Source organism: Brevibacillus brevis (assembly GCF_900637055.1).
Taxonomy (GTDB): domain Bacteria; phylum Bacillota; class Bacilli; order Brevibacillales; family Brevibacillaceae; genus Brevibacillus; species Brevibacillus brevis.
Genome location: NZ_LR134338.1, coordinates 2,544,156 through 2,556,855 on the forward strand (window position 1 = coordinate 2,544,156; position 12,700 = coordinate 2,556,855).

Consider the following 12,700-nt stretch of genomic DNA (forward strand, 5'->3'; position numbering starts at 1 on the left):
GGATGCGTACCATTCACACTTTTTTCTAGGCGCAGTCATAAGATAACGAAAGAATAGCGGGGGAGTGTGGAAGGCATGATTCTACGCACAAAGGCGAGTCAGCGAGCTAACAAGCAGGAAACGCCAGCAACACAACCGATGACGGCCAACGCAAAAGAAGTCGTAGCGTATTTGCATCGTCCAGAAATCGGGCGCTGGTTGCTCCGGCAGGGGAGAATACCTGTAACAACAGGAAAAGCAGCGCGACCGGGCTGGCGGACATATAGGATCTGCCTTTACCAAGACTATGTACTGGATATTGCCAGGAGCGAGGAGCAATCACAATGGCTGCTTCATCGCCTACAGGAACCCGAGTGGCATTCCGTCTCCTTGCCTTCCACCGAAACAGAAGTTCAGGTGGTGCAAGGGCTGGCTGCGCGCAGTTTGTATGCTGCCGGAGCTGATGCGGGTCAAGTGACGATCATGGCGGCTTCTCCCCATCGACTTAAGGTCGTCGAGGTGGAACCAAATTGGCCAGCCAAGCATGCTGACGAATATATGCAGAGTGCCCGAATTTGGTGGGAAGGTCAGATGCGCAAACAGCCGCAAAAGCTGCAAAGCATAGGGGCTGATCCTGAGTTTGCTTTACGCAAGTCCTCAGGAGAAATGGCACTTGCCTCGGACTTCCTGAGCATCAATGGCACGGTTGGTTGTGATACGACACGCTATCGGGAAGAATTAGGTCTCCATCAGCACCCGGTTGCAGAGTTGAGACCTGCGCCATCGGAGGACCCTGATCAATTATTTATGCATATCTACGATAGTCTGGCACTCGCATACCAAAAAATAGGGAACGCGTCTATCGAATGGCTCGCTGGCGGAATGCCGTTTCAAGGTTATCCAATCGGCGGGCATATTCATTTTGGCGGGCTCACACCTACTTTTTCTCTTCGGCGAAAGTTGGATGCGTACTTGGCTCTTCCCCTTGTTCTGATTGAGGATGCAGGGTGTATGAGTCGCAGAGAGCGCTATGGATTTTTGGGGGATGTAAGGGAGAAGGAATATGGATTCGAATATCGTACACTCCCCAGTTGGCTCGTTGATCCCCTTGTCGCTCGAGGTATTCTTCATTTGGCCCATTTGGTTGCAACCAATCACGAGAAGCTACAAGCAACGCCTCATCTAAAGCTCCCGCTTATTAAAGCGTACTACCAGGGTGAAAAAGAAAAGCTCCTGCCGTACGTAGTCCAAGTCTGGCAAGAATTAAAGGAGCTACCAGGCTATACGCTGTCACGAATCCATTTGGATCGATACTTTTCTTTTTTAATCGAGAGCCAAGCGTGGAGAACGGATGAAGACTTGCGTAAAACATGGAAGCTGCCATAAACGGGTCTTCCATCGGATGCAGGGTCAACATTACCGTACAATCATGATATAATAGCGACGAGAATTAGTAGGCTAGGAGAAGAAAATCATGGCTCAATACACCCCAATGATTCAACAGTATCTGGCTATCAAAAAAGATTATCCGGATACTTTCTTATTTTTTCGCTTAGGCGATTTTTACGAACTGTTTTTTGATGACGCCATTCTTGCGTCCCGTGAGCTGGAAATTACACTGACGGGACGTGATGGTGGTGGTTCTGAGCGCATACCAATGTGTGGAGTTCCACACCATGCGGCAGATGGCTATATTGCAGAGCTACTGAAAAAAGGACATAAAGTAGCCGTTTGCGAGCAAGTCGAAGATCCAAAGGAAGCCAAAGGGGTCGTTCGCCGGGAAGTTACTCGCGTCATTACTCCGGGTACGATGATGGAAGGCAAATGGCTGACGGATAAGGAAAACAATTACATGGCAGCGTTGGCCCAGGTAGAAGGGCGTACAGGTGTTGCTGCGTGTGATATGAGTACAGGCGAGATGTACGTTACCTCTTTGGTGGGACAGGCAGAGGCTGTTCTGGATGAAGCCTTGCAATATCGCCCTAAGGAGCTCGTCTTTTTTGGCCTCGCTGTTTTGCCGAAGACAGCACTGCCATCTACTATCGTGGATGCACACCAGCTGGACGCATTTGCGGTGGATAGTCAATATGCGGAGCAGGCAAAAGGGTTGGATATGTCCATGCGAGCGGCAGTCAATGCTCTTTTGTTCTACATAGGGACGACGCAAAAACGCAGTCTTGCCCATATGCGCCTGTTAAAGCAGTACGATGCAAAGCAGTATCTGCAAATGGACGGCTTTTCCAGACGCAATCTGGAATTGACAGAGACCATTCGCGATAAGACGAAAAAAGGCTCTCTGCTGTGGCTGTTGGATCGGACACAAACCGCAATGGGTGGTCGTCTTTTGCGCAGATGGATTGAGCGTCCATTGCTCAGTCGCGAGCAGTTGGAGGCACGCCTGAGCGCTGTGGAAGCCTTGAAGGGTGACATGCTGCTTCGCTCCGATTTGCGGACTTGCTTGGATCGTGTCTATGATTTGGAGCGTCTGGCGGGGCGCATTTCCTACGGGAATGCGAACGCTCGAGATCTCATTCAGCTGCGGTTGTCTTTGGAAGCTGTTCCAGAGCTGAAGCAGTATATGATCCAAACGAATACTCCGGTATTAATGGAACTGGCGCAAGGGATGGATGAATGTACGGATATCGTCAACTATTTGGCTCATGCGCTTGTGGATGATCCCCCGATATCGGTTCGTGAAGGCGGAATGATTCGGACGGGATATGATGAGTACCTGGACAAGCTCCATACGGCAAGTCGTGAAGGGAAGACGTGGATTGCCCAACTAGAACAGGGAGAACGGGAAGCGACAGGGATTCGTTCACTCAAAGTCGGCTTCAATAAGGTGTTCGGCTATTACATCGAAATATCGAAATCCAACATCGCCAACGTTCCGGCGGGTCGGTATGAGCGCAAGCAAACTTTGGCCAATGCAGAGCGGTACATCACGCCAGAGTTGAAGGAACGCGAAGCGCTCATTCTGGAAGCGGAAGAAAAGATGATTGAGCTGGAATACCAACTGTTCGTCGCTGTAAGAAGTGAAGTCGCGAAGCATATACCAAGACTGCAGAACCTCGCAGAGCGCGTCGCATCTGTGGACGTTCTCCAGTCGTTTGCTACGGTAAGTGACGAGCGTGGATTTATACGTCCTGAGCTTGTGGAAAGTGGCGAATACGTCATTACAGAAGGGCGGCATCCAGTAGTAGAAGCCGTTCTAGAACGCGAAAAATACGTGGCAAATGACGTGGAGATGGATCAGACCAATCGTCAAGTTTTGCTCATTACAGGTCCGAATATGGCAGGTAAGAGTACGTATATGAGACAGATCGCCTTGATTACAGTGATGGCACAGATCGGTTGTTTTGTTCCGGCTAAACAGGCCAAGCTGGCGATTGTCGATCAGATTTTTACGCGAATTGGGGCTGCCGACGACTTGGTAGGCGGGCACAGTACGTTTATGGTAGAAATGCTGGAGACCAGACACGCCCTGCAAAAAGCGACAGCGAAGAGCTTGATTCTGCTCGATGAAATTGGTCGCGGGACTTCGACGTACGATGGAATGGCGCTTGCACAAGCAGTCATTGAGTACATTTGCCAAAAAATCGGTGCCAAAACACTCTTCTCGACGCACTACCACGAGTTGACCGGGTTAGCAGAGACGTTGAGTGGTGTCGTGAATGTCAACGCTCGATGCGAAGAACGGGAAGGAAAGCTCTTGTTCCTTCACAAAATTGAAGAAGGACGAGCAGACAAAAGTTATGGAATCCATGTGGCAGAGCTGGCTGAAATGCCGACCTGGGTCATTGAGCGGGCACGCAGTATTTTGACCGGGCTTGAAGCGAATGGAAATGCAGGGAATGGAAATGCAGCGAGTGACGTGCAAATGTCGCTCGAATCGCTATGGACGGCACCAGTTGCCGCGGTGCATGAAGAACCGATGCAGTTTGCTTCAGCGGAGGAAGAGGCGATTATGGCTGAACTGCGCGAGCTGGATTTGAATTCAACGACGCCAATGGACGCCATGATGAAGCTGTATGCATGGAAACAGCAATTGAAAAAGCGATAGGCTTCGTCCGGAGGGGAGGCACTCATGGGAAGCATTCAAGTGTTAGATGAGCATCTCGCCAATATGATTGCTGCAGGGGAAGTAGTGGAAAGACCGGCTTCGGTTGTCAAAGAGCTGGTCGAAAATGCAATTGATGCCAGTGCAACGACAATCGAGATCCACGTAGAAGAAGGCGGTCTGGAGATGATTCGGATCGTTGACAATGGAAAAGGGATGGATCGGGAAGATTGTCAGTTGGCTTTTGAGCGCCATGCCACGAGTAAAATCAGCAACGCTCGTGATTTGTTCCGCATTCGCACACTGGGCTTTCGTGGCGAGGCACTGCCGAGTATTGCGGCAGTCTCGCGTATGGAGCTGACGAGCAGTACGTCCAGTAGTGAGGTAGGCACGCATCTTTTGATTGAAGGTGGGCAGCTTGGCACTATTTCCGATAAAGCCGCTGTAAAAGGGACGGAAGTATGTGTACGCAGCTTGTTTTTCAACACACCTGCTCGCTTGAAATACATGAAGTCGATCGCCACGGAAGTCGGGCATATTTCCGATTATGTGAATCGGCTTGCACTGACGCATCCGTCGATCTCCTTTCTGCTGACTCATAATGGCAAGACACTCTTGCAAACGTCTGGCGACGGAAAGCTGCTGCACGTTATGGCGGCTATCTACGGTGTGCAAGTAGCGAAGCTGTTGCTTCCAATTGCAGGGGAGACCCTCGACTATAGGTGGTCTGGTTTTCTTTCGAAGACGGAAGTGACGAGGGCGAATCGCTCTTACCTTTCAACACTGGTAAACGGTCGGTACGTGCGCAGTTATTCGATTAACAATGCGATTATGCGCGGTTATCATACATTGTTACCCATCGGCCGTTATCCGATTGTGGCTTTACAGATCGAAATGGATCCGTCACTGGTTGATGTGAATGTACATCCTGCCAAACTAGAAGCGAGATTTAGCAAAGAAGATGAATTGTGCAGTGCAATAGAACAGTCGGTAAAAGAGACATTGCGACAAGGCTTAGGAATTGTCAGACCCATGGTTACGCAACCAAAAGCTAAGGTCGTCACCCAGGTCATTCAACCGCAGTTTGACCTGCAAATCAATAAGCCTGATACTCCGCAAACGCCACTATTAGCAGCGAGTCCCCGGCTCCAGGAATGGATGGCCAAGCAGGAAACGACCAGTAAGCAAGTGGATGTTGTGACGGCGGCGCCTATCGCACCATCCATTGAGAGCGGCACGGTGAAGGAGTCGGCAGCCAACTATGAAAAGCTGGAGTCTGCAAAAGCAGAGGCTTTCCCGAATGAAATGGTGCAGGCGACTCTGTTGGATCAAGCGGACACGAGGGAATCTTTCCAACCTTACGAGACGAAGCTTCCGTCACAGCTGGACATTGCCCGGACACCATCTCCTGCGCATCTATTGAATGAGATCAGCAGCGAGGATACCACAACCGTAGCTGATATCGAGCAATCACCTCCACTCATGGAAGCTACCAATGAAAATGAAACGGATTCGCCTGTTCCCGTTATGTACCCAGTTGGTCAAGTCCATGGCACCTACATCGTCGCGCAAAATGACGAAGGCATGTATTTAATTGATCAACATGCCGCCCAGGAGCGGATTTTTTACGAGTATTTCATGGACAAGCTTGCAGAAGAGGACATTTCCAGCCAGATCATGCTGTTTCCTCATACGGTGGAATATACGGCTGCAGAGGCAAGCAAACTGGAGAAGCGACTGTCGCTTTTGCAATCGTTTGGTTTGGAGATCGAGGCGTTCGGTGGACGGACCTTTATCGTTCGCGCTCACCCGCATTGGTTTCCAGAAGGGGCGGAGCTGGAGGTCATTGAGGAGCTCATTCAGTTTGTACTGGAAACGGGAGAAAACGCCCATGCCAATGTCGTTCTGATGCGCGAAAAAGCTGCCATCATGATGTCCTGCAAAGCATCGATTAAAGCGAACCGCTTCCTGACGCATGCAGAGATGGAAAGCTTGCTGAACCAGCTGCGTAATACGAGCAGTCCATATACGTGTCCACACGGCAGGCCGATTGTGATTCATTTTACTGGTTATGATTTAGAAAAAATGTTTAAGCGTGTGATGTAAACTATGCCCTCCTGCGGAAAAATCCGGGAGGGTATTTTTGTGTGGACTACTTGCTTCGGTTCCCATCGAAATCAGGTGTTCCTCTGCGGTTACCCCAATCTGTCATCACTCAAGCTGGAACAGAGCTTCTTCCATCGAGGCAGATGACAAATCGGATCATTGGATACGACTACAGATATATTTCTTCTTTTATTGAAAAACGAAAAGTAGGGGAGTATCTGTTTATATAATAGTGAGCTCTGTACTTTTGTACGACCGCAAATCCTATTAACTGGTCCTGATTGGGGACTAAGTTTGGACGGCGGTCCTGGCTGGCACCCGATGGCATTGCTCCACTAAAAAGTGGGGCTTTTCTTTTTTCGTCACCCGTCCTAATTCAGGAACAAATATTCTTGTTTTTGGGGAGTGATTGGTACGTTGTCAGATATTGAGAGGAAAGTCTTGCAAGTGATCGGCAACTATTCGGCAGGGCGGCGTAGAATACCAACAGTAGAGGAACTATGTATCAAGACAGGTCGATCTCGCGGCGGCATCATGACAATGTTGGAGGTCCTGGCACCTGAGAAATATATTGAGTGGAAACGTTCAGAACCAGATAACATGACGGTCCTGGAAGCGTGGGAAAGGAAGGAGCTACATAATAGAACACGGCCAAAGAAATAAGCTCCTTTGGCCGTTCAGAAGTAGTTAGTTAGTGTTTATTCTGAAGACGACGAGAAATTCCATCTAGTTTATGGATGATAGAAAATAATTGCTCGGAAGTAGTATCTAATTGTTCAGCGGAAACAGTTGATAATGAGACCTGTTGATCGATTTTAAGTAATTGATTGTTAATGTTCTGTAGAGATTGATAAATGTCTTTAGATGAGGCATTTGATTTATCGGCTAATTTACGTACTTCATTAGCAACAACGGTAAAGCCACGTCCGTGCTCCCCAGCTCTAGCAGCTTCAATCGCTGCATTAAGGCCTAGAAGATTTGTTTGTGTAGAAACATCTGCTACGAAGCCGCTGAGTTTCTCAATCTCCTCATTCTGCTCCTTTAACACATTCATGGAATGAGCGATTTCACCATTGTATTCGTATAGTTTGGTTGCGGAGTCGGTGAAGACGGAAGAGATTCTAAGCGCTTCCTGGGTTGTAGCTGTCAATTCGGTTGCCATTTGCTCCATACTGTGGCGGTAGCTTACATTTTCACGCATCGTGTCACCGATATACTGTTCAAGAATAATTGCAGAATCAAAAAAAACTCTTTTGATAAGAGCCTGATAAAATGCAGTTGAGTTTTCTAGCGATTGAATTCTTTCTGAAAAAAGACGTAAATATAGTGAGTATCCCCCCAAAAACCAAGAAGCTGACAATCCAATTCTCGCATGGGTTGTTCCGATTCGTTTTCGGCTGTTTACATATTCTTCATCAATAACATGAGAAGAAAGTGTTTCGATATACCAAATCTGCATGTTCTTTAATTGGTCCATTGTTACATTTGTACGAATCAATTGATCCAAGTTAGAATGTGTTTCCAATTCTTCATAAAAACAATCTACGATTTCTTTTGAATGAGTGGTGAAGAATTCTTTGTGTGAATACAAGAGGTCTAAGTCTTCTTTTGTTAGGCCGTAGAACACCCTAAGTGAATTCCATTCATTATCCAGTGCAATCATGATACCAACCCCTATTTTCTTTATATGTAATGTAAAACTCTTTCAGATTCTAACAAAAATAAAATCTAAATAAAAATAAAATGTTAAATAAAAATGAAATATTTATGAAATTTATACTGATATGCTAAATATGACATGATGAAGAAACATGTATCCCTGCAAGTAAGAACATGGAAGAAGGTACTATATGTATGGGAGAGAAAGTACCAAAGCAGATGGCAAGAAGATAGAAAATCATTTCTATGCGATTCATTGAGGAGGGGCTTTATGGCAATGGCAGCTACACCAAAGCGTCCTAAAAGGGATGAGTTTGAATAAGAGAATTGGGGGATTCAGCCCTTGGAAGCAAAAGATGACGGAGCTGAGTAAAAGAAAACGGGTCTTGTCCTTTTAGCTTCATGCTCTAAGGATCAGACCAGTTGATATCTTCTAATTAGATTTCTCTCCATTCACTTTAATTTGCGTATTCATATTCTGTTACAACTGAAAAGGGCGTAACCGCGACAACGGTAACAACAAAATTGACAACGCGCATACGTAAAGCATATAAAAATACGCACTCTAAAAATTCATGAAACACCGCGCTAAGTGCAGGTATTTCATTCCCCATACCTTGCAATAATGAAGCGTGTGATGTAACAGACACCCCCTGCCCGGTACAATTCCTTGGGGGTGTTTCTTCGGATATGTTGTTCAGAAAATTCGAAAATCAAGGTTGATTTTAGACAAACACTGACTTATGATTACTTGCAAAAACGAGGTGAAACAAAATGAGTTCATCACGCCAAACGGGGATGTTTATTTATCCGTGGGATATAGCCGAGAGTGGTATCGAAGCTGTGATGCAAACCTTGCAAACAGCCAGATGTAACACAGCGGTGGTCAATAGCAGCTACCATCAGGGGAGATTTTTTCACCCGCGAAGCAAAACGTTTCGCAGGCTGCCGTTTTCAGGAGTATCGTTTACGCCTGAATGGTCGAAGTACAACCGTTTGCGACCGACCGTACACGAGCAAATCGCACAAGCAGGCATTCTTGCCAAAATGAAAGAAGCTTGTAAACAGACAGGGATGGGGTTTCATACTTGGTGGGTTGGCCTTCACAATTCTACGCTTGGTTTGGCTCATCCAGATCTTTGTGTTCAAAACATTTGGGGGGATACATACACATACGCATTATGTCCATCGCAGCCTGAGGTTCAGCACTACGCCAAGGCGCTTTTTACCGATACGCTGGAGCAGGTGAAGCCAGAGCGGATTTTGATCGAAGCGACCGCCTTTTTGCCGATGAAGCATGGCGAGCATCATGAAGTATGCCTCTTACCGTTAGGAGAATCACTGCAATGGTTACTCTCGCTCTGTTTTTGCGGGGCATGTACGGAGCGTGCCGAATCGAAGCGAATCGATGTTGGCGCAGTCCGACAGCTTGTATCAAGGCTGGTCAATCAGATGGTGGAAGCCGATTCTATTTCGCAAGTATCCGCAGAAGCGAGAGAGATTGCCTTTTTACTGCTGGAATACCCGGAATTGTATCACTATCAGCAATCCCGTCTGGAGATGGTAGATCAGTTATGGAGGAGCTTGAAGGAGATCGCGCAGAGTATGGGGACTGCGTTGGATGGCTTTCCGTCCTCGACACCGTTTTTTGTGAATCAGTCTTATTGGGAAGGGGTTTCGTTGCGAAAAGCAGTGGCTACATTGGATCGTCTTGTTCCGCTCGCCTATGGAGACAGTGTCGGTGATGTGGCGTATGCGTTCCATGCAATCAAGCTTGTTGCCCCAGAAGCTGCGCTGGGGGCAGCTTTCTCCCTGCATCATAGCCAAATCCAGTCAGCAGTCGAGTTGGCAGCGAGGGTGAAAACCGCGGTGGACGCAGGTGCTCAATCGATTACCTATTACAATCTCGGACTGTTAAATAACCGCAGGCTGGACTGGATCAAACAGGCGAACCTTGCAGTTGAGGAGTGGAGATAGCATTTTTCATTCGCATGGCGTATGCCCACATGTAACAAGACCCACGGAACTTCGCGGGTCTTTTTTTCATGGGTGAAACGGATGGATTGGAAAATCATACTACAGTCCGACGCGCTTTCATAAAAAATGGTATGATTGTCATAGCGAAGAGGAAAACAGTTTGGTTCAGATTCTATTTGACCGGCAAATTAATCCTGCTTACAATAATATGATCGTTACCGTTTATGTAAAAATCGTCGAGTCGTTTTTCTTGAACAGCAGTTCTTGTCAAAAAGGGCGAAGACGTAAGGAAGGGAACAAAGGCGTGATTGTTACGACAGGACTTGAGCCTGGTGAAGAAACCTTGCGTCACGCAGCTGAATTGGCTAGTACGTTGGGGCTACAAGTTGTGAATCGACGCGATTTTTCATTGGGTCAAATGCGCAAGCGATATGGGGTAGAAGAAGTATTGGTGGTTTCCGCTCTCGGAGCACGTCTGGAAGTGCCGGGGAAAAAACCATTCTTTTTTCATCCGAACACATCTGCTTTTCGTATAAAGCGGCTCATGCGCGGCGATACTGATACTATGCTTGTTGCTTGCCAAATTCAACCAGGGGATGAAGTGCTGGACGCAACCTTGGGTTTAGGTGCTGATGCTATTGTATTTTCTCATGCGACTGGGGCAAATGGGAAAGTTGTTGGCATCGAATCTGAGCGATTGCTAGCCATCTTGGTAGAAGATGGACTGCGGCACTGGTCATCCGATGCGGAAGAACTGGAGCAGGCCATGCGTCGTATTGAGGTGCGATGTGGCAACCATCTAGAAGTACTGAGAGGACTGCCTGCACGTTCCTTCGACGTCGTTTATTTCGATCCCATGTTCGAAATAACTGTACAAAGCTCGTCGGGAATTGCCGGAGTCCGTGAGCTCGCCAATCCAGATGCTCTTTCAGAGGAGGCTGTATTGGAAGCGCAGCGAGTTGCGAGAAAACGTGTGGTAATGAAAGAAGGAAAAGAAGGTAGGATGTACGAGCGCTTTGGTTTTACGCCGTTTCGCTCCCGCGGCCAGCAGGTCGTGTACAGCTACAAAGAGATAGGTGGAGGGGAGTGACCTTGCAACAGAGAGAAAGGCTAGTCGTGATTATTGGCCCAACAGCGGTCGGCAAAACCCAGCTTAGCTTGGAGCTGGCCGAACAGTTCGACGGTGAGATCATTTCCGGAGATTCCATGCAAGTATACCGTGGAATGGATATTGGCACCGCAAAAGCAGAACCTGAGGAGCTTGCGAGCATACCGCATCACCTCATTGATATTAAAAATCCAGACGAAGAATACTCTGTCGCGATGTTTCAGGAAAGTGCCGCAGCGTTGATTACAGACATCAACCAACGTGGCAAACTTCCGTTTATCGTTGGCGGAACAGGTCTGTACATAGAATCGGTTACCCATCGATTTCAGTTTTCCACCACTTCTCAAGACCCTGAGCTGCGTGATCGACTGCAAAGATTGGCTGACAGCGAAGGCGTGGAAGCACTTCACGCCAGACTGGCCGATGTCGATCCGATTACAGCCAAACGCTTGCATCCCAATGATGTAAAACGGGTGATTCGCGCACTGGAGATTTATGAAAGCAGCGGGTACAAAATGTCCGACTTTCAACTGCGGGCGCAGCATTCACCCTATGATTTGGTGATGATTGGTCTCACGATGGACCGCGCAAAGCTGTATGAACGAATCAACCACCGGGTCGAACTCATGATCGAAGCGGGACTGGTTGAAGAAGTGAGGGGGCTCTTGGATGCTGGCTACGACGCGTCACTGGTCTCCATGCAAGGTTTGGGGTACAAGGAGCTCATTCCTTATCTGTATGGAGAAATCACGCTAGAAAAAGCGGTGAACGACATACAGCAGCGAACCCGACATTTTGCCAAACGCCAGCTTTCCTGGTTCCGTCGCATGGAAGAAATTCAATGGTTTGACATGACTGATCCGGCCGAACAGAGGAATAACGTGGAAACTATCAAGCGAATATTGGCAGGAAAGTTTCAACAATTGCCGAATATATAACATACAAGTCCTTTTAGGGGGTAGTGTACATGAAACAGACGATCAACATTCAAGATACGTTCTTGAATCATTTGCGGAAAGAAAACATCGCGGTTACCATTTACCTTGTGAACGGATTTCAATTGCGCGGGTATATTAAAGCATTCGATAATTTCACGATTGTGATTGATAGCGAAGGCAAGCAACAATTAGTATACAAGCATGCGATCTCCACTTTCACTCCGCAACGCCCTGTATCGCTCATGTCTCAGGAGAACAACCAACAGTAAGCGAAGCAACACAACAGCCAGGATACATGTGATCCTGGTTCTTTTTTTATTAAACGCAAAAAGCATCAATAAAAAGCCCTGTCGCCGTTGAAGCGAACAGGGCTTTCACATTAGTCCATGCAATGGTTATCTGTGTAAATTTGGAACGTGATGCCGAACTTGTCCTTCACATTGCCGTATGCTGGGCTGAAGAATGTTTCTTGCAGTGGCATAAGCACTTGACCGCCTTCTTGCAGGGCATCAAAAATCTTATGAGATTGTTCTTTATCATCGGTAGAGATGCAGATGGTCACTTGATCACCAAGCTGATGCGGTTGTCCTGGAAAGGTATCGGAAAACATCAGTTCCGTTTCACCGACGCGAATAGTAGCATGTCCGATACGATTCTTGGCTTCTTCAGGTAATGGGAACTCCGGATTTTCCGGCATTTCACCGAAGGTTTGCTTATACAGCACTTCAGCACCTAGAGCTTGCTCGTAAAAGCTAATTGCTTCACTTGCAGTACCATTCAAAACGATGTAAGGAATCAAACGCAATGCCATCAGTCAACATCTCCCTTGGTTTTCATATGACCAACTTGTCAAGCCCACTTACTATTATTACC

At 47.4% G+C, this 12,700-nt stretch carries 10 protein-coding genes; 8 read left to right on the forward strand and 2 right to left on the reverse strand.

All coding sequences use genetic code 11. The features are described 5' to 3' along the window. Positions 1–75: 75 nt before the first annotated feature. The 4 genes from EL268_RS12795 to EL268_RS12810 all read left to right on the forward strand — a co-directional run bounded on the left by EL268_RS12795 (position 76) and on the right by EL268_RS12810 (position 6,375). Positions 76–1,365 carry a putative amidoligase domain-containing protein gene (locus tag EL268_RS12795; protein WP_106653534.1) on the forward strand — a complete coding sequence of 430 codons (1,290 nt, stop codon included), beginning with the start codon at positions 76–78 and terminating at the stop codon, positions 1,363–1,365. An 88-nt stretch (positions 1,366–1,453) separates the two neighbouring features. Then, entirely contained in the window at positions 1,454–4,042 is a 2,589-nt protein-coding gene (gene mutS, locus EL268_RS12800; RefSeq protein WP_106653535.1) for a DNA mismatch repair protein MutS, read from the forward strand. A gap of 24 nt (positions 4,043–4,066) precedes the next feature. Continuing rightward, the gene (gene mutL / locus EL268_RS12805) at positions 4,067–6,145 is read left to right on the forward strand and encodes a DNA mismatch repair endonuclease MutL (protein ID WP_106653536.1); all 2,079 of its coding nucleotides are present in this window, start codon (positions 4,067–4,069) and stop codon (positions 6,143–6,145) included. Between the two features lie 41 nt (positions 6,146–6,186). Beyond that, positions 6,187–6,375 (forward strand): hypothetical protein, encoded by a 189-nt coding sequence (locus EL268_RS12810; RefSeq protein WP_126435424.1) that lies wholly within the window; start codon positions 6,187–6,189, stop codon positions 6,373–6,375. A 461-nt stretch (positions 6,376–6,836) separates the two neighbouring features. Here EL268_RS12810 and EL268_RS33680 read toward each other — a convergent pair whose 3' ends face one another. Then, positions 6,837–7,808 carry a globin-coupled sensor protein gene (locus tag EL268_RS33680; protein WP_106653538.1) on the reverse strand — a complete coding sequence of 324 codons (972 nt, stop codon included), beginning with the start codon at positions 7,806–7,808 and terminating at the stop codon, positions 6,837–6,839. Positions 7,809–8,578: 770 nt separating this feature from the next. Between EL268_RS33680 and EL268_RS12825 the strand changes: the two genes are divergently transcribed. From EL268_RS12825 to hfq, 4 genes are all read left to right on the forward strand, one after another. Beyond that, a complete protein-coding gene (locus EL268_RS12825) occupies positions 8,579–9,781 on the forward strand; it encodes an alpha-amylase family protein (RefSeq protein ID WP_106653539.1) in 1,203 nt (400 codons plus the stop codon). Positions 9,782–10,085: 304 nt separating this feature from the next. Next, the gene (locus tag EL268_RS12830; RefSeq protein ID WP_106653562.1) at positions 10,086–10,871 is read left to right on the forward strand and encodes a class I SAM-dependent methyltransferase; all 786 of its coding nucleotides are present in this window, start codon (positions 10,086–10,088) and stop codon (positions 10,869–10,871) included. Beyond that, on the forward strand, positions 10,868–11,827 hold the full coding sequence (gene miaA, locus EL268_RS12835; protein WP_106653540.1) for a tRNA (adenosine(37)-N6)-dimethylallyltransferase MiaA: 960 nt from the start codon (positions 10,868–10,870) through the stop codon (positions 11,825–11,827). Before EL268_RS12830 ends, miaA begins: the two co-directional genes overlap by 4 nt. 29 nt (positions 11,828–11,856) lie before the next feature. After that, complete coding sequence (gene hfq, locus EL268_RS12840) at positions 11,857–12,096, forward strand: RNA chaperone Hfq (RefSeq protein WP_007719110.1); 240 nt, start codon at positions 11,857–11,859, stop codon at positions 12,094–12,096. A 110-nt stretch (positions 12,097–12,206) separates the two neighbouring features. Here the strand turns inward: hfq and EL268_RS12845 are convergent, their stop codons facing one another. Further along, entirely contained in the window at positions 12,207–12,638 is a 432-nt protein-coding gene (locus EL268_RS12845; protein WP_106653541.1) for a VOC family protein, read from the reverse strand. Between the last annotated feature and the right edge of the window lie 62 nt (positions 12,639–12,700).